Annotated in this window: 18 protein-coding genes; 4 read left to right on the top strand and 14 right to left on the bottom strand. The window is 35.1% G+C overall.

What is annotated here, in order from left to right; all coding sequences use genetic code 11:
* Positions 1 to 88 precede the first annotated feature (88 nt).
* Positions 89 to 514: a hypothetical protein gene (locus AQF98_RS05705; RefSeq protein ID WP_055130955.1), complete on the bottom strand. Its 426-nt coding sequence runs from the start codon at positions 512 to 514 to the stop codon at positions 89 to 91.
* A 292-nt stretch (positions 515 to 806) separates the two neighbouring features.
* On the opposite strand from AQF98_RS05705, the gene AQF98_RS05700 reads away from it, so the two are divergent.
* Positions 807 to 2015 (top strand): MFS transporter, encoded by a 1209-nt coding sequence (locus tag AQF98_RS05700; RefSeq protein ID WP_055130954.1) that lies wholly within the window; start codon positions 807 to 809, stop codon positions 2013 to 2015.
* Positions 2016 to 2111: 96 nt separating this feature from the next.
* A complete protein-coding gene (locus AQF98_RS05695; protein ID WP_055130953.1) occupies positions 2112 to 3767 on the top strand; it encodes a M28 family metallopeptidase in 1656 nt (551 codons plus the stop codon).
* 59 nt (positions 3768 to 3826) lie between these two features.
* On the opposite strand, the gene AQF98_RS05690 is transcribed toward AQF98_RS05695, so the two are convergent.
* On the bottom strand, positions 3827 to 6352 hold the full coding sequence (locus AQF98_RS05690; RefSeq protein ID WP_152969643.1) for a carboxypeptidase-like regulatory domain-containing protein: 2526 nt from the start codon (positions 6350 to 6352) through the stop codon (positions 3827 to 3829).
* A gap of 315 nt (positions 6353 to 6667) precedes the next feature.
* Positions 6668 to 9265 carry an ATP-dependent chaperone ClpB gene (gene clpB, locus AQF98_RS05685; protein ID WP_055131086.1) on the bottom strand — a complete coding sequence of 866 codons (2598 nt, stop codon included), beginning with the start codon at positions 9263 to 9265 and terminating at the stop codon, positions 6668 to 6670.
* 703 nt (positions 9266 to 9968) lie between these two features.
* Between clpB and AQF98_RS05680 the strand changes: the two genes are divergently transcribed.
* Positions 9969 to 11189, top strand: coding sequence for an MFS transporter (locus tag AQF98_RS05680; protein ID WP_055130951.1), 1221 nt, complete (start codon positions 9969 to 9971; stop codon positions 11187 to 11189).
* A gap of 55 nt (positions 11190 to 11244) precedes the next feature.
* Here AQF98_RS05680 and AQF98_RS05675 read toward each other — a convergent pair whose 3' ends face one another.
* From AQF98_RS05675 to pyrE, 8 genes are all read right to left on the bottom strand, one after another.
* Complete coding sequence (locus AQF98_RS05675) at positions 11245 to 11895, bottom strand: hypothetical protein (protein WP_055130950.1); 651 nt, start codon at positions 11893 to 11895, stop codon at positions 11245 to 11247.
* 127 nt (positions 11896 to 12022) lie between these two features.
* Positions 12023 to 12571, bottom strand: a complete 549-nt coding sequence (locus AQF98_RS05670; RefSeq protein WP_055130949.1) for a hypothetical protein — start codon at positions 12569 to 12571, stop codon at positions 12023 to 12025.
* A 769-nt stretch (positions 12572 to 13340) separates the two neighbouring features.
* Positions 13341 to 14372 carry a DUF4917 family protein gene (locus tag AQF98_RS05660; RefSeq protein WP_055130947.1) on the bottom strand — a complete coding sequence of 344 codons (1032 nt, stop codon included), beginning with the start codon at positions 14370 to 14372 and terminating at the stop codon, positions 13341 to 13343.
* 246 nt (positions 14373 to 14618) lie between these two features.
* Positions 14619 to 15368, bottom strand: a complete 750-nt coding sequence (locus tag AQF98_RS05655) for a potassium channel family protein (RefSeq protein ID WP_055130946.1) — start codon at positions 15366 to 15368, stop codon at positions 14619 to 14621.
* Between the two features lie 49 nt (positions 15369 to 15417).
* Entirely contained in the window at positions 15418 to 16581 is a 1164-nt protein-coding gene (locus tag AQF98_RS22205) for an AbiH family protein (RefSeq protein WP_082434916.1), read from the bottom strand.
* Between the two features lie 6 nt (positions 16582 to 16587).
* Positions 16588 to 17688: a hypothetical protein gene (locus AQF98_RS05645; protein WP_055130944.1), complete on the bottom strand. Its 1101-nt coding sequence runs from the start codon at positions 17686 to 17688 to the stop codon at positions 16588 to 16590.
* Positions 17689 to 18018: 330 nt separating this feature from the next.
* Positions 18019 to 18417, bottom strand: coding sequence for an SRPBCC family protein (locus AQF98_RS05640; protein WP_055130943.1), 399 nt, complete (start codon positions 18415 to 18417; stop codon positions 18019 to 18021).
* 5 nt (positions 18418 to 18422) lie between these two features.
* Positions 18423 to 19082 carry an orotate phosphoribosyltransferase gene (gene pyrE, locus AQF98_RS05635; protein ID WP_055130942.1) on the bottom strand — a complete coding sequence of 220 codons (660 nt, stop codon included), beginning with the start codon at positions 19080 to 19082 and terminating at the stop codon, positions 18423 to 18425.
* Here pyrE and AQF98_RS05630 point away from each other — a divergent pair.
* Positions 19081 to 19692: an NUDIX hydrolase gene (locus AQF98_RS05630; protein WP_055130941.1), complete on the top strand. Its 612-nt coding sequence runs from the start codon at positions 19081 to 19083 to the stop codon at positions 19690 to 19692. The genes pyrE and AQF98_RS05630 overlap by 2 nt on opposite strands.
* A gap of 89 nt (positions 19693 to 19781) precedes the next feature.
* Here AQF98_RS05630 and AQF98_RS05625 read toward each other — a convergent pair whose 3' ends face one another.
* The 3 genes from AQF98_RS05625 to AQF98_RS05615 all read right to left on the bottom strand — a co-directional run bounded on the left by AQF98_RS05625 (position 19782) and on the right by AQF98_RS05615 (position 21489).
* Positions 19782 to 20264, bottom strand: a complete 483-nt coding sequence (locus AQF98_RS05625) for a hypothetical protein (protein ID WP_055130940.1) — start codon at positions 20262 to 20264, stop codon at positions 19782 to 19784.
* Between the two features lie 126 nt (positions 20265 to 20390).
* On the bottom strand, positions 20391 to 20993 hold the full coding sequence (locus AQF98_RS05620; protein ID WP_055130939.1) for a hypothetical protein: 603 nt from the start codon (positions 20991 to 20993) through the stop codon (positions 20391 to 20393).
* The gene (locus tag AQF98_RS05615; protein WP_055130938.1) at positions 20983 to 21489 is read right to left on the bottom strand and encodes an RNA polymerase sigma factor; all 507 of its coding nucleotides are present in this window, start codon (positions 21487 to 21489) and stop codon (positions 20983 to 20985) included. Before AQF98_RS05615 ends, AQF98_RS05620 begins: the two co-directional genes overlap by 11 nt.
* Positions 21490 to 21505 lie beyond the last annotated feature (16 nt).

Genomic DNA, 21505 nt, shown 5'->3' with positions numbered 1-21505 from the left:
TTCACTAATGTTGCATAGCAATGAATTTTTCATGGTTCTGCATAAATGCTTGAGGACTTGCTTGAAATAACAGGCAACGAAATCGCTTTTAAAGAAATCTCATGCCCCTTACTCTTTTTCGAATAAAGAATGTACCTACTACAGCCAAGGGAAGTATCATATAGCAGGCATAATCATCTAAAGGACATGGTACAATGTTTATTGTCCTAATAATTCCACAGTTGCCTCCAACCATACAGTTTCTAGCAGATGAAGGTGCATTAGGCATTGGGTTAGGCAGATAACAAAAAGTATTTAAAGGAGCCGTTGCTGGGCTGGATACATATATTTGCACAATACTGCTATTACATGCAGCAAGAGCGGAAGCTCCTAAAGTATACATGGGTGCAGATAAACGAGGCGTTCCATCACTATTATAAATTACACAACCAGTAATAGTTTGTGCATTGGTTTTCATCAATATTGCAATGAATAGGCATAGCAACACCACTTTTTTAAGGGTAAAAATTTTCATAGGTAGGTATAGTAATTTTTAGATCAATTGTGCCGTGTTACCTCATACAGTTAAAGCTATTTTTCTTTGTGGCTCATTAGCCTACAGTTTTCTAAACTGCTATAAAGAGTACAAAAAGCAAGTAGGCTGATATTCTATTTGGTAAAATGTTTTATTAACTTGATTGTACCTAAATTATGAGCTGTGTGGGTGAGATAAAATGCAAAGTGTACAGAAAGACCAAAACTTTGTCCGAAAGGCTATAAACTTTGTATTAAAGGTTTAGTTTTGTAGTTGTAATACCTGCAATGTTATGATTGATACTTCATCCCCTAAAAAGTTAGCCGAACAAACCGTTTTTCCTATTCTTTTTGCATTAAGCTTCTCGCATCTGTTAAACGATACCATCCAGTCTTTAATTCCAGCCATCTATCCGGTAATTAAAAGCAGCTATCACCTCAGCTTTTCTCAAATAGGGTTAATTACGTTAACATTTCAAATGGCAGCATCATTATTTCAGCCTTTTGTGGGTTTATATACCGATAAAAAACCGCAACCTTATTCGCTCGCCATGGGCATGGGTTTTACGCTTACAGGGTTAATTACCTTGTCGCTTTCTACCAATTTTTACACCATGTTATTGGCCGTTGCCTTAATTGGTACGGGTTCTTCTATCTTCCATCCAGAAGCATCCAGAATGGCCCATGCCGCCTCTGGTGGTAAACGTGGTTTGGCCCAGTCTGTTTTTCAGTTGGGGGGTAATGCAGGTAGTTCTCTAGGCCCTTTATTGGCCGCATGGATTATTGTGCCCTATGGCCAATTTAGTGTAGTCTGGTTTTCGTTGATCGCTTTGTTAGCTATTTTAATCTTAACCTTTGTGGGCAATTGGTATAAAGGTTATTTGGTTAGGCTAAAAGAACGGGCTAAAGTTAAAACACAAGGGCTAGGCAACAATTTGTCTAAAAAGCAGGTCGTTTTTGCCATTGCCATTTTATTGGTTTTAATTTTCTCTAAGTACTTCTACATGGCCAGTTTGAGCAGTTATTTTACTTTTTATCTTATCGAAAAGTTTCATGTTTCTGTACAAACATCGCAGGTGTACCTATTCGTATTTTTGTTTTCTGTTGCTGCGGGCACCTTGGTAGGTGGACCAATTGGCGATAGGGTTGGGCGTAAGTATGTAATATGGGGTTCTATTTTAGGTACAGCTCCATTTGCCTTGTTATTGCCACATGCCAATCTATTTTGGACAGGGTTTTTAATTGTTCCTATCGGGATGATTTTGGCTTCTGCATTTTCGGCTATTTTGGTTTATGCCCAAGAACTTATTCCCGGTAAGGTTGGTCTGGTTGCAGGTCTGTTTTTTGGTTTTGCCTTTGGTATGGGTGGCATCGGTTCTGCCTTGTTGGGTAAACTGGCCGATGCAACGAGTATTAACCATGTATTTAATATCTGTGCATTTTTACCTTTAATTGGGTTGATGACGGGTTTCTTGCCGAATATCAAAAATGAGAAGAAATAATGGTTCGTGTCGACACGAACCATTATTTACTTACCCTACACGAACCATTACCCTTTAATTATTACGAAATTTCCCTTAAATAGCTTATTTTTAAAGATGAAAAAACATTTATTAATATTGGCCCTAGGTGCGTTAAGCCTAGCAGCATGTCAATCTACAGAAAATGGAGCAGATTCGCCAAGCGATTCAACCGCACTAAAAGCAATAAATGATACCACTTTATCAAAACATATTGCTGCTTTAGCATCTGATGATTTTGAAGGTCGAAAGCCTTTTACCAATGGTGAAACCAAAACGATTAATTACCTAAAAACAGAATTTGAAAAATTGGGACTACAACCAGGCAATGGCAAAAGCTATTTCCAAGAAGTGCCCATGGTAGATATTAAATCGACGCCAGCAGCCAATATGGCCATTAAAGGAACATCAGGTAGTTTATCTTTAAAATATTTAGATGATTTTGTAGCCGCCACAAGACATGTAAAAGACCAAGTTAAAGTAGAAAACTCTGAAATGGTTTTTGCTGGTTATGGCATTGTAGCGCCAGAATATAAATGGAACGATTACGAAGGTTTAAATGTAAAAGGTAAAACGGTTGTTGTAATGGTAAACGACCCAGGTTTTACAGATTCTACTTTATTTAAAGGTAAAACCATGACTTATTATGGTCGCTGGACTTATAAGTTTGAAGAAGCAGCCCGTCAAGGTGCAACTGGGGTAATTATTATTCACGATACACCTGCGGCAAGCTATCCATGGGCAGTAGTAAGAAGTGGTTGGTCTAAATCTAAACTTTATTTGGCAGCTGCCGATAACAACAGCTCAAGAGCTTTAATGGAAGGATGGATGACCCAAGATATGGCTAAAGCCATGTTTAAGCTTGCTGGTAAGTCTGAAGATTTGATGAAACAGGCTATGAAACCAGGTTTTAAACCCGTTGATTTAGGGCTTAAACTCTCATTAACCATTAACAATACCATTAAAAAATCTGTTTCTAATAATGTGGTTGCAGTTTTGCCGGGTACTAAAAGAGCTGATGAATATATCATCTACTCTGGTCACTGGGACCATTTAGGTAAGGGCGAAGCCATTAATGGCGATTCTATCTATAATGGAGCTGTAGACAATGCAACCGGAACTGCTGCCTTATTGGCCTTGGCCGATGCCTTTAAAAAAGCCAAAAAACAACCTGAGCGTTCCATTATGTTTATTGCCTTAACGGGCGAAGAGCAAGGCTTATTGGGTTCTGAGTATTATGGGGCACATCCTTTAGTACCAGTTAACAAAACAGTGGCCAATATCAACATCGATGCCATGCAGGCTAGTGGTAAAACCAAAGACATTATTGCAGTAGGCTACGGACAATCAGAGTTGGAAGATTATTTAACCGCTGCGGCCAAAAAACAAGGTAGAGTAGTGGTAAAAGATACCAACCCATCTGCAGGGTTTTACTTTAGGTCAGACCATTTTAATTTTGCAAAAGTGGGCATTCCAGCCTTGTATACCGAAACTGGTGATGACAACATTGAACACGGTAAAGCATGGGGTGTAGCGCAAAAAGAAGACTATACCAAAAATCGTTACCACGCACCTGCTGATAATTTTGAGCCAGCTAAATGGAATTTCTCTGGCATGGTTGAAGATTTACGCCTCTTGTTTGATGTGGGTTATCGATTGAGTAATGAAACTACCTTCCCTGGTTGGAAAGCTGGATCAGAATTTAAAGCGATTAGAGAAAAAAGCATGAAGTAATATTTCAATATTTACAAAAAAAGCCTTTCAGTTTTAGAAAGGCTTTTTTGTTTTTAACGCTATTTGATCTGGAGTTTTAAGGTCTTTACACCAAAGTTGCCTAACATATCAGTTCCTTCTAGCCAAATGGTATAAGTTCCTTTTTTGTCTGAAGAAAAGAAAGAAGTTTGTGTTTCACCTTTTTCATTGGTAATGAGGTTTGGTGCCCAGTATAAAGTAGACCTAAAATCGGTACCCTTAATAGACTTGGTGGCTGAGGTATACTTTGGACTATAAAAAACTTTGAGATCGCCGTAATCCATTGGTTTATATAAGTACATATTGGCAGCTTTTTTTAGAAAAGGCCCTGAGCCGCTTTTAGTAGTGATTTCTATAAAACAATAGTCTGTATTAGACATGGGGTTTACAAATTGCGCTCTATAAGGTCCCACATTTCTGGAGGTGTACATTACTTCAATTCCGGCTATGTCTTCGGCATCGTAGTAGTCTAAATAGCCTTTCAAAAACATCAAATGTTCATTATTTGAATACAGTAAAACAGGGTGATAGAAAAAATCCACATCCGTACCATCAATAACCAACTTCACAATACTATTGTTTACAAAGAATGCCTGCTCTGGTGTCTTTTTCATGGTGCCTGCCCTAAAACCTCTAACCTGTTCTTCTATTACCTGATATAAAGTTTTTTTTGCCACCTTATTCAAATCCGCTTCGCCTAAAGTTAGATCGGCATTGCCGGGCCCATTTAGGTTTTTAGATTTTCTGATTACCTTTTTACCCACTACACTAATTTCCTTTAACATTTGCCCTCCGTTGGTAATTACATAAGCCTGTTGTTGGTTTTTGATTAGGTTGTTAACTGTGGTGTCTACCACTTCAACAGAGTCGACTGTGTTTATTTGAGGAATAAGGCTAATTACAGGTCGTTTAAATTCATCCACTTCAATTCCTAATGTTCCTTTTTTGTCTTTGGCATTTAGGGCTTGTATTACAAAAGAGGCACTATCCATGGCAGGTAGGTTATTGAACACAAATTGGCCCTTATCATCTGTAACTGCCTGCAAGAACATCAATTCTTTATTTCTCCCAAACAAAGAGATATTTGCCTTTGCAATTGGTTTGTTTAAAATGTTAGTGATTTTGCCGCTAATGGTAAATTCTTTTTCGGCCTTAAATGTTGTAGGTTGAATAGGATGGTTGTAGTAACTCGTCCATCCTTGGGTTAGCACTAGGGCTTCTAAAGCTTTATGGTTTTCTTCATTAGCTTGATTAAAGTATTGCCCAGGGTTTTCTATTTCGCCTTTTAGGTTTGAGCTCAACAACAGATAGGTTAATATATTGCTATCGTTTAATGTATCTTTTGCTACTTGTTCATCATCGGTAATGGCCATAGAAAAAGAGCCAACAACTGGCTTGCCTATCACATCTGCTACTTTTAATTGAATAGGAATACTGTCTCTTGTGCTGTAAGTTGTTTGAGGTGTTGCCATCGAGATCTTTAATTGATCCTTATGGTTAATAAAAAAACTTCTTTCGTTAACAGGCTGTTTATTGGCATCTAATAGAATGATCTGACTAAGCCCACTTGGGAAAATATCTTTGCCAACTTTGATGGTTTTAACGGTAGTATTGGCTTTAATGGTGGTTACAAAACATAAACCACCTCTAGATTGACCAAGCAGATAGTGTGTTTGATTAGGAAGTGTATTGTTAATGGTAATACTTAAAGAATCAGATAAAAAATCGTTGGTAACCTGTAATGTAATGCCGTTGGCTTGTGCTTTGGGTAACGTTTGGTCTTTAATTTCGGTAGGCTTTTTAAATACTACAGTATATTCTTCATTTAGCTTTGGATTAAGGTTAAAATAACCCATTCCTTTTTGGTTCGATTTAAATTGAACAACTACATTCTTTTTAGAATCTACTACTTCACCAGCTATTTCTACTCCTTTTCCATTTGCTTTAATGGCCTTAAAAGCCATTTTCTGAGTTAAACCAGCAACCCACGATCCTCCTTCTGGTAAAAATTGTACATCGAATTTTTGTCGTCCTTTAAGGTACGACTGTGGTACCTTTTTAGTAACCATTAAAGCATTGTATCTATCTTTCGAAATTACCTGTTCTGCCTGCAGGGCAACAATTTTTAGTTCTTTTTTAAAAAAGTAGGTTTCGCCAAAGTTCTGCATCCAATTGGTGTAGGCACGAAATGTATAGTTGCCTGGCTGGTAATTGGTGTTGATGGGCAAGCCTCCCCAAGTAAGGCCAGCAGTGGTTGGTAACGACATACTTTTAACCACATCACCCTTGTAGTCGATCATTTCTACATAAATCAATCCGCTCAATTGAGCTGCCGATTTTAAACTTTCATCAAAGAGGTAGGCTTTAAACCAAATGGTATCTTGGGTAGTGTAAATAGCTTTATCAAAGTGGACGTATAACTTCTCTTTAGGCAAGAACTTGGTTAAACTATCGTATTGTGCAATAATTTTGCGTTTGTCGTCAATTTCTTGTGCATGTAAAGATTGGCTAAATAGCATGATTGACAACGAAACCAATCGGAGGAGCTGTAATAAAAACTTGTTCATTTGTTGAGCTGCTAAATGGGTAACTATAAACTAAGTTACTATTTAATTTTTGAGGGTCGATTAATTCTAACGAGAATGATATTATTTGTCATTCCTGAACAGCTTTGTTCATCTGAACTATTTTGTCATTCCGAACGTAGTGAAGAATCTTTTTTAGCGGACTCTGTCTATAGAGATCCTTCGACAAGCTCAGGATGACAAGTAAATTGGCTTAGGATGACAGGCTATCAATTGGCTCAGGATGACAATAAGGAGGATACCTCAACAAAAAAGACCCGCAACAGTTAAGCTACGGGTCTTTTTCATATTAAAGGATTAATTATCCTGATTTAAAAACACAAACTGGTGATCAAACATATCTAATTTGATCTTACTATCCTTGTCTACTTTTCCGGCTAAGATCGATTTAGACAATTCATTCAAAATTCTTTTTTGGATGACACGTTTCAATGGTCTAGCCCCAAACTGAGGGTCGTAACCTAGCTCTGATAACCAATCTAAAGCTTCAGGACTGGCCTCTATAGTAATGCCCATTTCTGCTAGGGTCTGTTGTACCTGTTTAAATTGTAGGCTTACAATATCCCTAATTTCGCTTCTGTTTAAAGGGGTAAACATGATCAGCTCATCAATCCTGTTCAAAAACTCCGGACGGATGGTCTGTTTCAACAGTTCAAATAACTCATTCTTGGTTTTGGCAATTACTTCTTCGCGATTTTCATCATCCAGCACCTTAAAGTTATCTTGTATCAAATGCGATCCGATATTAGAGGTCATGATGATAATGGTATTTTTGAAATTAACCACACGTCCTTTATTGTCTGTTAAACGACCATCGTCTAATACTTGTAACAAGATATTGAACACATCTGGGTGGGCTTTTTCAATCTCATCTAACAATACCACAGAATAAGGTTTACGTCTAACGGCTTCGGTTAACTGTCCGCCTTCATCATAGCCTACATAACCCGGAGGCGCTCCAATCAATCTAGAAACGGCATGTCTTTCTTGGTATTCGCTCATGTCAATTCTGGTCATTGCGTTTTCATCGTTAAATAAAAACTCTGCCAATGCTTTGGCCAGCTCGGTTTTACCCACGCCTGTAGTGCCCAAGAAGATAAATGAACCAATTGGTTTGCGTTTATCTTGCAAGCCTGCACGAGAACGGCGAATGGCATCAGAAATGGCCTCAATAGCTTCATCTTGCCCAGCTACACGTTTGTGTAGCTCGTCTTCTAAATGCAATAGCTTCTCACGTTCACTGGCTATTAATTTAGTTACCGGAATACCTGTCCAACGGGCAACAACCCCAGCAATATCATCAGAAGTAACTTCTTCCTTCAGCATTCTGCTTTCGCTTTGCTGACTTTCGAGATCGATTTTTAATTTTTCGACCTTATCTTGTGCCTCTTTAATCTTGCCATAACGTATTTCTGCTACTCTTCCATAATCTCCGGCACGCTCGGCTTGTTCGGCTTCTAATTTATAGGCCTCAATTTGCTCTAACTGATTGTTAACCCCATCTACCAAATCTTTTTCGCCTTGCCATTTGGCTTTCAATTCATCACGTTCGGCAGATAGGTTGGCAATATCCAAAGAAAGTTCTTTGATCTTTTTATCGTCTTTTTCGCGTTTAATCGCTTCGCGTTCAATTTCTAAACGCATAATTTCTCTGTCTAAGGCATCTACATTTTCTGGCACACTGTCCATTTCCATACGGAGTTTAGATGCGGCTTCATCCATTAAATCGATGGCTTTATCTGGTAAAAAACGATCGGCAATGTAACGTTGCGACATTTCTACAGCTGCAATAATGGCCTCGTCTTTGATCCTCACTTTGTGGTGTGTCTCATAACGTTCTTTTAAGCCACGCAGAATAGAAATGGCATCCTGCGTATCAGGCTCATTCACCATTACCTTTTGGAAACGACGCTCCAAGGCTTTGTCTTTTTCTAAATATTTCTGGTATTCGTCTAAAGTGGTTGCACCTATGGCACGCAATTCGCCTCTGGCCAATGCAGGTTTTAAAATATTGGCTGCATCCATGGCACCTTCACCACCACCAGCACCCACTAGGGTGTGGATCTCGTCGATAAATAAAATGATATCGCCATCGCTCTGCGTAACCTCTTTTACCACTGCTTTTAAGCGTTCTTCAAATTCGCCTTTATACTTTGCACCTGCAATTAAGGCACCCATATCTAAAGAGAAAACAGTTTTGGTTTTCAAGTTTTCGGGTACATCTCCTTTAATGATCCTAAAAGCAATACCTTCTGCAATGGCCGTTTTACCCACACCTGGCTCTCCAATTAAGATAGGGTTGTTTTTCGTTCTGCGAGATAAAATCTGGATGACCCTACGAATCTCTTCATCGCGACCAATAACTGGATCTAATTTTCCACTTTCGGCATATTCGTTTAAGTTTCGGGCATATTTACCCAAAGCTTGGTAAGTTGCTTCGGCATTTTGATCGGTTACCCTATTGTCGCCACGAAGGGCTGTAATTGCTTTTTTAAGGTCTTTTTCGTTAACACCCTGTTCTTTTAGAAGTTTCGAGGTAGAGTCGTTAACAGCTAAGATGCCTAGTAAAATATGTTCTACAGCAACAAACTCATCTTTAAACTCTTTTAAATAGGCTTGTGCTTTTTGTAAGGCGCTATTGGCACTCGATGACAGGTAAACCTCGCCACCGGTAACTTTTGGAAGTTTGGCAATGGCTTCGGTTAAATTTTGTTCAACCGAGTTTAAGTTCACATTCAGTTTCTTTAATACATAAGAAACCACATTTTCATCAACAGAAAGCAAACCTTTTAACAGGTGAGCTGTTTCTATAGCTTGTTGCTGATTGCCCTGTGCTATTTCAGAAGCCTTCTGAATTGCTTCCTGGGCTTTTATCGTAAAGTTGTTGAAATTCATATTTCCCATTAAATCAAAACAAATGCCATAACAGATTTGCTTTATGAATCGGAAATTTTGTCGGTAATATTTATTTTATTGTGACTAATTGACTGTAAATTAATGATTTATACTGAAATTTTGTCAATCAGGTTTATTTTTTTTAGGATTAAACTTTAAACCTTTTTATCCATCTAATTACTAGAACTAAAATTGAAAGATATGAGCAGATTACTCTATATATTATCCAGCATTGTGGCCATTTTTGCAATGATTTTATTCTTTATTTTTGGGTTTTTTAAGGATGACAATAGCATTGATGGGTTTTAAGCTATTAAAAACCAAGGTTGCCATTCTAATCTGATCTCATGGTTCCCCGCCTGTAGGTTAGTTATGAGATGATACCTTGATCTACCATTTACATAAATTTCTCAATAGTTAAGATTGGTTAATTTTACAATAACTGAAGAGCGAATCTCTATAAGGTGCATCAGCATTAACTATAAAAAAAGTTCATCCTTTCTCCAAATCAGGTGAGGTTGAGAAAATAGGCTATTTCCAATATTTGTTAGCCAATTACATTAAATTTCCCGTCCTTTGTTATTCGCCCTTTTTCAGGGACAAATTGCCATTTGATGTTTTTGAACCATTTTTTCAATTGGGAAGCCAGATGGCCCTAGTTATTTGGTGTTTAAACATATAATTTGGTTAATGCATAGCGATAATGAGAGACTTTTTTAAACTATATCTTGATTCTTACAGGGGTTTATCTACCCCAGCTTGGATGTTGGCCTTGGTAATGCTGGTAAACAGGAGTGGTGCTATGGTAGTGCCATTTCTAGGTGTTTACATGGTTAAACATTTGGGTTTTTCTTTAGAAAATGCAGGGATCTTATTGAGTTGTTTTGGCATTGGCTCGGTTATCGGTTCTTCATTAGGTGGCTGGTTAACAGATAAATTTGGTCATTTTAAGGTGCAACTTTTTAGTTTAACTGGTGTTGTGCCTTTATTTATGCTGTTGCCCGAACTCAAAACCATGCCGTCATTGGCTGCAGGAATTTTGGCGTTGAGCATTGTAAGTGATATTTTGAGACCAGCAAACTCGGTATCCTTGGCTTATTATTCGAAACCAGAAAATGTGGTAAGGAGCTTTACATTGAATAGAATGGCATTGAACCTAGGTTTTTCTATTGGGCCTGCCTTGGGTGGCTTTTTGGCAGCAATTTCTTACGATCTACTTTTTTACGGAAATGCTTTTGCTGCATTGTTGGCGGCTTTGATTTTTTTCTTCTACTTCCGAAAGAAAAAGGGAAATAGTGTAGGGCAGGAGAAAGCTGTTTTAGAAGAAATTCCGTACCGATCGCCTTATAAAGATGTACCTTTTTTAATATTTACCTTGTTAAGTATTTTCTTTGCCGTATGTTTTTTCCAATTGTTAAGTACGCTACCTCTTTATTATCGAGAAGTGTATCAGCTTACGGAAAAGAATATCGGTATTATTTTGGCCTATAGTGGGGTAGTGGTGTTTAGTTTAGAAATGCTGATTGTGCACATTGCCGAACGCAGAACAACTGCAGCCAATGCCATTATTTTTGGGGTAATCTGTTGTGGATTGGCTTTTTCTTCTTTGTTGCTTACACATGCGGTGTGGTTGTTATTTGCCTCGATGTTTGTACTCTGTGTATCGGAGATGTTGGCCATGCCTTTTATGGCTACGGTAACCTTACAACGTTCTAATGTAAAAAATAGGGGTGTTTATATGGGCCTCAACTCTTTGTCATTATCTGCAGGACTTATTTTTGCCCCTTTATTTGGAACCAAAATTGCCGCAAATTACGGCTTTAATGTGTTATGGACTGGTACAGGTTTGTTGATGTTGGTAACAGCCCTAGGTTTTTATTTCTTGATGAAAAGAATGAAATTGAAGCAGCTTGTTACTAAGTAGTTGAGTTAATAATTTAGCGCATCTTACACAAACTACTTTTAGGCGATGTATTTCTCTATTCACCTTCATTGTTTCCCCAGATCATAATGTTTGATAAATTTTCAGTTCTAAATTTGGCTGATAAAGAGTTGAGTTTTTCTGAAAATGCTGTCAATTCACTAATGAGTTTTATAAGTGCTGTTTTCGTTTCTTTGTAGTCAAGTCTAATCTCTTCTTGAATTGTAGTTGGATAAAATGGCTCAGAATCGTCTTTACAATAGATAACGATTTCATTTCCCCTTTTTGTTATGAATGGTGAAGGATGTCCTTCAGCTAGATAAAATTCTTGAAAGTCGTCTTTAAGTATATTTTTCCAGAGTTGGATTTCTTCTAAAAGCCCACAACATTGAGGGAAAAGTTCAATAGTTCCATTTTTGGAAATTGCATAGCCACCAAAAAGTGAAATCGACTTATTTATGTTAGTGTCTCCAATATGAAGATTGATAACTCTTTCTATGTCTTCAAGAGAAATGTCAAAAAGTCTATAGAGAGAAGTCCCATTTAAAATCGGTTCAGGAAAATTTAGATAATTCTTTTCAATTTCTTTCTTTTGAAATATGTCCCATTCTATTGTATTGCGCAAATGAGTTGCGCTTGGAATGATTTCACTTTTCTTATCTTTTTTTGTAGCTGGTTCTATCAGTGGAATAAATTCTATTTGGTTCATCTGGAACGGTATGATCATCAAAATATGGCCTAATACCCAGAGGTTTGGCGAAGTTGGTAGTTACATTAAATTATTATGCAATATAATGGGTTGAAGTTGAATTGCTGTCAATTTTGCAGAGCCACTGCTATAAGATACTACTTTGATTAGCTTGTATTTGCCTCAATGCTATTTTAGCTTCGTCTGGATAGTCATTAAAATTTTTTAAAATTCCTTTCAGTTCTTCTTCTTCACAAGCATTAAACTTATGAAGGTAAAAGTCTACTGTTTTCTGAAATTCTTTGCTTCTTTCTTCTTCCGTTCCTTTAAAAAAGTTACTTATAATATGATTTATTCGTTCCTTATTAATGATATAATATGCAACAACGATCAATAGAATGATAGGGTTTATTCCAGGTGTTTCAATTGGGATCGAAGAATTTATTCCAAATTTCATTGAAAATCCACCAATCTCAAAATTGATGATATTGAATAGTGCAAGCAGTAAAATAATCCCCAGAGGATAACGCTTGCCCTGATATGTTTTCATCCTTAAAAACAAAGCTATTGGCCACGCCACAAAGGCTAGATAGTTGTTAATGGTAAGCACATGACCATATAACTGTGATAGAATTAATGTACTTGCAATGAGTAATCCTGTTAATCCAAAAAATATGTAGTCTGTTTTTTGCTTCATGTTATTTATGTCGTGTTTGGCAATGTCTGATAACGTGCCGTGGCTTGTCGAATGGGGTGTTTAGGTTAAAATTACTATAAACATTAAGGGAGAAGAAATTTTTTTGCCAATTTTGCTAAACCACCGTTAGCTGACATTATGTACAGTTAAATTTAACAATTTCTGATTGCATATAAATTCTAAACTCGCTACATCCGCTTTATCAATTTCAAAAAACTCATCAATAGTCTCTATTCGTCTTTTACTAGACTTGTTAATAATTGTGATGTTTATTATATCTGAATATCGGATTTTCCGACTAGCGAAAGGAAAAAAACTATATAAACTTATATCTTGATCATTAAAGTTTATTTTATAATAACTTCTTTTGATAAAAAACCACAATATCGATGTTAAAGGGATTCCTATCCATAATACTAAAAGGAGCATTTCAGTACCCTCAATAAACCACATGAAAAATGTAGTAGTAAAGCATAATGTACCTAAGAGCGCGATCAGGGTTACACCTAAAAACAAGCTGTATAAATTGATTCTCTTATCACCATTCTGTTTAGACATTTTAATCTTCATAATCATAATAATCTGGTTCTTAAATTTTCATTAGTTAATTATGGTCTTGTTAGTGATATCTATTTTGCAATGGCTTATAGCGTTTAGCAGGATGTACAATGCTCAAGAATCTTGCGAAGTTGGCGGTTAGGTTAAATTATTATGCAATATAACAGGTTGGGGTTGAATTTTTAGCTCACTTTATGTACACGTTACTAATCTAAATATAATACTTAACCGGATCTTTAAAATTGAAGAGAGAAGCATAATTAAAAAATGAAACTGCGATGTTTGGAAATAAATTGCTGATTCTTGACATTTCTTTCTGAGTTTCAATTAAAGTTGACTTTGGATAAATAGATGCAATAATGTTCTTTGTTGTAGACATGTTTATTGCGCCAATGATATGTTTATCTGACTTTGAAAAAGAAAACCCATATGTGGCTAAGTTCCCATCACGATTTTTAAATCTAGAATATGCCATTCTTAAATAATAATTATTATTAATTGCTTCTAACTTACTATCAGAGTTACCTTCCGCTACATATACTGGAAATTCGTCATTGTCTAAATATTGCTTGATTAATTTTATATACTCTACACCATCGTCTAAACGTGTTAGTTTAACCGTCACACCATTTGGATCAAAAAAGAATAAAGCGCCGTGAAGGTATATTAGATTTCTTGGCTTGTAATCGAAATCGTCAAATGCAAGTTTGCCAGTCGAATGATCTTCATAAAATCCATCAGCAAATTCTTCAAAATCTTCTAGGCTACGTTCAACTAGCGAATTATTTGCTAAAATAATTTTATATAGAAAAACATCGTAATTAGTTGTATAAATATCATCAAACTCTGAAAGTTCAAATGCCAAAGATCTCAAAAGATGGTCATTAATTTCTGAGGCGCGAGGATGTGTTGCTTGAATTGTAGAAATTAAACCATTCTTCAATTCTTCTTTTAACTTAGATAGTACTGGTTGCTGATTATTTAACACTTTATTTACTATTTGAGCATTAGATAAACCTTCAAGTAAGACCTCAAAGTTTGTTGTGTTAAATTCTTTAAACATAGCAAGAATTTCAGCAGAAGCACTATTGCTAAAAAGATCACATAGAGAATTGTACCTTAATCTATTACATAAATTTATTGAAAATCCATTACCAATAAGAATATCTTTAAGATCTAAAGAATTTGAATAAGTTTCATATGGAAATACTCCAATACTTTCAAGTTCATCATCTGTAACCATCCTATAATTATTAAAAAAATAAAATTACACAAACTGATATTCTATAAATAATACCTAGTAAATTAGAATCAAGGTTAAGCATAATTGAGATCGAGTTAATTTATTGTAGTTATTATTCTAAAGCTAGCACTCTTTTTGAATAATAGCTATAATGCGAAAAGTTTGAACATATTAAAGTAGCTCATTCTTGATTTTTAAAGGTAAAAATATTTAAATCGGATAAATTACGGTAACCCGTATTCTAATCTAATTTGGAGCTGAGTTATTTATTCTTGATAAATAAAAGTTAATAAAAAGTACACCAAATAATAATATAACCAAGCTGTGGAAAATTAATAAATTTCTTCCTGATTCTGTAGGAGTTATGTCTCCATAGCCAATAGTGAGAGAGCTGATAAAGCTAAAATAGATAGCATCCCTAGCATTATCGATTATTTTAATAACGGATTCTCCATTAACTTCTATTGTAGTTTTTAAGGAGTTACACATTAAAAATATAATTGCGAAATCTAAATTTAAAGTGATATAGTCGACTATAATTAAAATAAGATTTCGTTTATGAGAATGAGGTTTTGCAAATACATCTTCACTAAATAGTAAATTTCCTGTGTAAAACACTGTTTCAAAGATCATATAAAATGCCCAAAACTTAAAAAAGCTAAAACTACCCTCCGATGTGATATACCCTCCCAATGATAATATAAGGATTGAAATAATAAGTTTTAAAAACACATGAATTTCTACTCCGATATGTTTATATAATTTTCCTTTACTTCCAAACAAGGCTCTTATATAAATTCCGGGAAATATGAATTGAGATAGGATTAATATTAATTTTAATACACGCTCAATACCTATTGCATTTGATGAGGGATTTAGATTGTTGTTCCATATATCTTTTACATTTTGCCATTGGTGATGAAGTACATCGTGGCCTAAATCTTCATTAAGTTGATTGGAAAATATTAATTTTCTAAATGTGGGCTTTATTCTCATTCTTAAATATTTGTTGTTTTAAAAGATGACAAAAAATCTAAAATAGATTTTAAAAAGGAGATATTTGAGGCATGCAAGAAGACTTGTCAAAAGGAACTATTTTTAACCGCATTTGACGTTTATCTTTAAAGTGTCTCGAAATCTCTTCGGTTAATTCAGTATAATTATTTTTAGATATTTCTTGTGGGTTTTCGTAATAATATATTTTAATTGAAACACAATTTTCATGTTCAAAAATCATATTTAACATTGTTCTATCTGAAAGACCACATGAATGTCCTAAAATATACACTTGGAATGTTTCACCTTGAATAAACCTTAATAAATCGTGGTAATTTGAAGTTTTGAAATACCAAAATGATTTTATGTATTTGAACAATTCTTTTGTCCTATCCAACTCGAATTTACTATATTCTGCATCTAATTCATCTCCGAAGCCAAAAATCATTGGATTCTCATTTTCATTCAACTTTCCATGAATGTAGTTTACTTTAACATTGCTATCATCGGATAGATATTGTTCAACAGTATCTGTATAGTTGAAATTTAATATTAGAGTATTATTGGGTACAGTTCCAAGGAGATCATCAGGAGTGAGAGGAGGACGCTCAACAATTTCAGATGGTCTGATTGCTTCTTTCATTAATATTCTGTATTCATCGATTCTTTCTTTACAATGCCCTAGATTCGCTAAGTATACTCGAAGTTCTTCTATAATAAAGGCAATTGATTTGTTTAAATCTTTTACATCTCGGTCTTTATTTTGATTCTCTACCGTCAATGCTTTTTTCAATGAACTATAAAATAAATTTTCTATGTCAACCCACTTATCTATGGCGCAATTGTTAATCATCTGAGTTAGAAGTTCAGATTTGATTTGTACTTTAAATGCTGATGTCCACTCTGGCTGCCTCGATCTATAGTGGTCGCTAGATGTTATAAAATCAGAAACATAATCATGTTTTATTTGCATTAAAGAATTTAGCGTACCATTTTCATAATGCTCTTTTATATATTCAGGTATTGTTTTTCCAGCAAGTTCTTGGTGAACATACACATAACTATTAGCCTGTATTATTAGTAAATCATCTTCATAGCCATCACCTGATTTAGAAAAGCAGTTTGTTAGATACCACAGAATAAAATCATTATAACTTGTTTTCATTCCATGAGCTAAATCAAAACCATTCCCAATTAAAATTAATCTGTTCATACCTTCTTAGAAATGATCATCTATATATTGTTTTGCCCCTTTGTAATAGATTGGAAGTTTTAATCTTTTTCCGAAAAAATTTTTATATCTATTTGATAAGTTCTGAAATTCTATGTCTACAGCTGAATTATCAGAATAACCAACAACTTCAATCTCTGCATTTGGCCTAATCATACGAGATAATAATTGTCTCATTTCATAGTCGGCTTGGGGTAATGAATAGCCAATAAAAACGATTTTTTTTGCTTCGGACAATTCAATGCCTGCATTTTGCCATATTAATTTATATTGCGGATTTGATAAATTTTTTAAATAGGTTGGCATGATCATATTAGAATTTAATTCATGAGATTTTTCAACACCAAAATTATTATTACAATGTCTACAATTTATAGGTGCGATATACTGATTAATAGCAATTTTATCATCCAAATCAACATATACTCTTTGGCATCTTGGACATTGAAGCCAATTTAATGAGCCATGTAGTTTTAAAATTTTAACGTTATAACCACCCTTTCCTAATATTTCCAATCCTGGCTTGACTCTTTCATCATCTTCTTTGTAAGAACTTATATGACAACAATAATCCACAACCGCTAAGTCTCTATTATTATCAATGATTTGTTGCACAGATGTATCTAGTAATATATCCCAATTTGATGTTAAAACACTTACGTTATCCCAATTTCGATATTTATTGTCTTTACGTTGTTTGCAGTTTTCTACTAGGTGTTTTGCAAAATTATTAATATAATCTTTATTGCTTATTTGTAAAATATACTGTAATGTTTTACCAATCAAATAATATACTATTCCTCGTATTTCTTTTACTTGATCTAGATTTAAGTTACGATAACTTAAGTTGTCTTGAATGCATTTATCCAGAGGTGTAAAAATGTCTTCAAGAGGGATTTCATAATGCTGTCTTTTTGGAATATGCATTGTTGAACTTAGGAATAGTCTAAATTTCCTAATTGCTGACGGATTAAAAATATATTTGTCTTTCTTATGAAGCTCGAACATTTTTTGAATTAATTTCTCTTGCGAAGGAGCTCCGGCACTCATTGAAAAGCCAGCACCTAAAATGTACACTGTTTTATTCATAGCTTTTTTTAATTCTGAGATAACATGTTAATTTAAATTATGAAATGCATAAATGTATCTATGATTTACTACAAAACCTAAAATGTAAAAATTGTGAACATTCTTTCCTATTGTTTAACCTCTAATGGAATTAATTTTTTTAAAACTAGGATATGTACGTTATAGAAAATTACGGATTCCCATATTAAAATGTTGTATTAGATATATTTATCCGTTTAATCTCCGACTAACAAAAATTTGATAAAAAAAACAGCCCAAAGCAACTTGCGCCTAAATAAAAAAAGCCAATTACGTTATCGCAATTGGCTTTGAAGCTATGGCTATGAAATATTAACTTAATACTTCTTTTAATTTTTGTGTTTGGTGGTCGGCCAGTTTTTGTAACGGACCTGAGGCTAACATTTTCATCATCATGTTTAAATCTGCAGAGATGATGTGTTTGGCTATGGTACCTCCATTTTCGTTTGGAGCCACTGTCCATTTCAATTCTACATCAAAAGGAGGTTTCTCTGTAGGTATGGCGGTAATTTCGCTGTTCGGCACCCGATTAGAAATTTTAATGGCTAATTTGGCCATGTTCTGTATGGTAAAACTAGCTTCGTCTGTAGTAGATGACCAATTGTAAATATTCTCAGGCATTAATTGTTGGTGGTTATTCAAATCTTCTAAAAAACCATAAACCTTATCAATTGGTAGGTTTAATTCAACAGTACTTTCTATAATGGTCATATCAATTAAGTTAATTGCTCTAGCTCTTTTCCCCAATCGGCTGGGTTTTCACGCCATTTGTTTAATAATTCTATTTCGTTTTGCGCAATAAAGCTATGTTCTGCAGCATAGCTAATTAAAGTGCTGTAGTTTGATAACGTTGAATAACGACATTTAGCATTCGCAAAATTCTCGTCAGCTTGATTAAGTCCGTAGGTAAATATGGCTACCAAACCTGCAACCGATAAGCCTGCAGCACGCAATGCCTCAACAGCCTGTAAACTGCTTTTTCCGGTAGAAATTAGATCCTCGATCACCACAACACGTTGGCCTTCGATAATTTCTCCTTCAATTAAGCTACCGGTGCCATGTTCTTTCGCTTTAGATCTTACATAAATAAACGGTAAGCCTAATTCTTGGGCAACCAATACACCCTGTGGGATACCTGCAGTAGCTACACCAGCAATTACATCAACTGCACCATATTCTTCTTGGATCAGTTGTGCCAGTTTCTGGCGGATGTAGGTTCTAACAGATGGGTGAGACAACGAAATGCGGTTGTCGCAGTAAATTGGAGACTTCCAACCCGACGCCCAAGTAAATGGATTGTTAGGTTGTAATTTAATTGCTTTAATTTGTAATAAAAATTCAGCTACCTTTAATTCAATATCACTTTTATTATACATGGCTCAAAAATACAGAATTTATATTAACGATAATACTTTGTTTATAGCAGATATGGTGCCTAAACAAATTGCAAAAATTCAACAACTTGAAACAGAGGGTTTTGATTTTGTAACATTTTACAAAAACCTTAAAAAAGCTGGAAAAAAAGACTACATTTTAGTGCATAAAAACCCGAAAGAATTGTTTAGCAGCATCAAGAAAAAATTAACCATAATTAAAGCGGCTGGTGGTTTGGTAGAAAATGCAAATGGAGAGTTCTTATTTATTTTTAGAAATAAACGATGGGACTTGCCAAAAGGAAAGGTAGAAAAAGACGAAAAGCTCAAAAAAACAGCCATTAGAGAGGTAGAAGAAGAGTGCGGGGTGAAGATAGAGAAGAGAGATGCACTATTGTGTAAAACCTATCATATTTACGAGTTAAATGGTAAAGTGATCTTGAAACGAACAAACTGGTATAGAATGCTAGTGAAAGGAATACCGAAATTGATCCCTCAAAAAGAGGAGGGGATTGATAAAGCGGTTTGGCTCTCATCAACACAATTGGCGCCAGTGGTTAAAAATACTTTTCCTTCTATTATGGATGTATTGGAAACTGCAAAAATTGCCTAAACTCATTTAATCATCAAAATAAAAAGCCACTCCAAGAGTGGCTTTTTATTTTGACGAAAGAGGATCAAATCCTCATTTCATGTTACGTTTTACTTAAGCTTGGCTTTGTCTATCTGAATGCTATCCAAAGGTGCCGTTGTCTTGTTAAAAATACCCGCTAAACTACCCCCACCAGAGCAAAAGTAATTCAATATGCCTTCGTCTTCTTTGCGTGCTGTAGCAATGCTCATTTGGCTTGGGTTAAAGTTAAATAAAATGTCTTTACCCATTACATTGGCCTTATACACCGAATCATTTAGTCTTTTTGCATCTGCATCAAAAGTACAGGTTGGTTTTTTAATGTCGGCACGAGAGCGTATAGAAATATGTACGGTGCTGTCGTTATTTTTGGTTACCATTACACCCACCCAATCATAGCCTTCTTTACGTTTTTCATAATCGCTAGAGGCGTAATTGCCAATCACCACATCACTTGTCTTTGGTGTTGCTGTTTGTGCCGGTTCTGATTTGTTGTTGTTACATGCAGATAGGGCAATAGTTAAAGCGAAGGCGCTAATTTTTAAAAGTTTCATTTGGAGTGTTTTTAATTGTGATCTCAAACAGTTCAATAATTAGGCCATGCTATGCTTTGGCCAGCATTGTTGATCGAGAATTGATGATCAATTAGGGATATTTTAACTAAAAATCAACAGATTTACTTATTCATCATCCAATTGGTCAATAATATCTTTTACCTTTTTGAGGTCTTTTCCGTAGTAGTATCTGGTCCAAAGTTCGGTAGCCAGTCCTATCAAAAAAATAGAAGAGAAACAGACCAATACAATCACAAAAGTAAGTTTCTTAGCATCTACATTTATCGGAGCTCCTTTATTGATAAAGATATAGGCAATGAAACCTGCAAGTGCAATGAGACCCAGCATGTAAGTTAAAGCCTTGTACAATTCAATGTTCAGTTTCATTTCATAATAGAACCACAACAGGTTTTTTCGGGTATCTATGGTCATGTTGTATGAGTTTTTATAGATGAGATAAAACTTAAAAAAATAATAAGCTGTAAAACCCGAAGCCATAGCATAAAAGGCAATAAAAATAGGTTTCATTTCTGGAGAGAAATTGAATATTCTGGGTATAAATGCCAACACTATTAATGACAATATTTGCGTAAAAAACTCCGATTTCATTTTTTTTCTGATATTGTCTATCGGTGTATGTGCTTCTTTTATTTTTAATATATTTTCTGAAACAATTAGGCCATTAGCCTCTTCTTTGTTCCATTCGTTTTTCAATTGATCAAAATTCATAACCGTTCTTTTTAATAATGGATTGTAATTTTTCTTTGGTCCTGTTTAATTTAACTCGGGCATTAATTTCGCTAATACCCAAATTCTGTGCGATTTCTTTGTGCGATTGGTCTTCCAAAAACAAAAAGATCAATGCTTTCTCTATCGAATTTAACTCTTGTACGGCTTTGTATAAATAAGCCAGTTTTTCTTCTTTATCATCACTTTCGTTAACATCGGCTATATCGATATGTTCCGTTAAGGTAGTTTTGTCGATCTTTTTGTTCTCTTTTTTAAAGAATACAATGGCCGTGTTGAGTGCCACCCGGTACATCCAGGTTGTAAATTTGCTATTTCCTTTAAAACTTGGGTAAGCTTTCCATAACTGCATTACAATTTCTTGGAAGAGGTCTTCTTGATCTTCTGCTTTATCCATGTACATTTTGGCAACTTTATGGATAATGCCCTTGTTGGTGTTGATCAATTCTAGAAATGGCTGTGCTGCTGCTCCCGACATGCTTAAATCTGTGTTC

It is taken from the genome of Pedobacter sp. Hv1, from assembly GCF_001412215.1.
Lineage (GTDB): Bacteria > Bacteroidota > Bacteroidia > Sphingobacteriales > Sphingobacteriaceae > Pedobacter.
This window is presented reverse-complemented; position numbering and strand designations above follow the sequence as displayed.

Excerpts from the sequence above, each read along its gene's own strand:
- AQF98_RS05675 (WP_055130950.1), bottom strand. The coding sequence starts at position 11,895 with ATGAACCAAATAGAATTTATTCCACTGATAGAACCAGCTACAAAAAAA.
- AQF98_RS05705 (WP_055130955.1), bottom strand. The coding sequence starts at position 514 with ATGAAAATTTTTACCCTTAAAAAAGTGGTGTTGCTATGCCTATTCATT.
- AQF98_RS05620 (WP_055130939.1), bottom strand. The coding sequence starts at position 20,993 with ATGAATTTTGATCAATTGAAAAACGAATGGAACAAAGAAGAGGCTAAT.
- AQF98_RS05630 (WP_055130941.1), top strand. The coding sequence starts at position 19,081 with ATGGCTCAAAAATACAGAATTTATATTAACGATAATACTTTGTTTATA.
- AQF98_RS05655 (WP_055130946.1), bottom strand. The coding sequence starts at position 15,368 with ATGAGAATAAAGCCCACATTTAGAAAATTAATATTTTCCAATCAACTT.
- AQF98_RS05615 (WP_055130938.1), bottom strand. The coding sequence starts at position 21,489 with ATGTCGGGAGCAGCAGCACAGCCATTTCTAGAATTGATCAACACCAAC.
- AQF98_RS05640 (WP_055130943.1), bottom strand. The coding sequence starts at position 18,417 with ATGACCATTATAGAAAGTACTGTTGAATTAAACCTACCAATTGATAAG.
- AQF98_RS05700 (WP_055130954.1), top strand. The coding sequence starts at position 807 with ATGATTGATACTTCATCCCCTAAAAAGTTAGCCGAACAAACCGTTTTT.
- AQF98_RS05680 (WP_055130951.1), top strand. The coding sequence starts at position 9,969 with ATGAGAGACTTTTTTAAACTATATCTTGATTCTTACAGGGGTTTATCT.
- clpB (WP_055131086.1), bottom strand. The coding sequence starts at position 9,265 with ATGAATTTCAACAACTTTACGATAAAAGCCCAGGAAGCAATTCAGAAG.
- AQF98_RS05660 (WP_055130947.1), bottom strand. The coding sequence starts at position 14,372 with ATGGTTACAGATGATGAACTTGAAAGTATTGGAGTATTTCCATATGAA.
- AQF98_RS05690 (WP_152969643.1), bottom strand. The coding sequence starts at position 6,352 with ATGAACAAGTTTTTATTACAGCTCCTCCGATTGGTTTCGTTGTCAATC.
- AQF98_RS22205 (WP_082434916.1), bottom strand. The coding sequence starts at position 16,581 with ATGAACAGATTAATTTTAATTGGGAATGGTTTTGATTTAGCTCATGGA.
- pyrE (WP_055130942.1), bottom strand. The coding sequence starts at position 19,082 with ATGTATAATAAAAGTGATATTGAATTAAAGGTAGCTGAATTTTTATTA.
- AQF98_RS05695 (WP_055130953.1), top strand. The coding sequence starts at position 2,112 with ATGAAAAAACATTTATTAATATTGGCCCTAGGTGCGTTAAGCCTAGCA.
- AQF98_RS05625 (WP_055130940.1), bottom strand. The coding sequence starts at position 20,264 with ATGAAACTTTTAAAAATTAGCGCCTTCGCTTTAACTATTGCCCTATCT.
- AQF98_RS05670 (WP_055130949.1), bottom strand. The coding sequence starts at position 12,571 with ATGAAGCAAAAAACAGACTACATATTTTTTGGATTAACAGGATTACTC.
- AQF98_RS05645 (WP_055130944.1), bottom strand. The coding sequence starts at position 17,688 with ATGAATAAAACAGTGTACATTTTAGGTGCTGGCTTTTCAATGAGTGCC.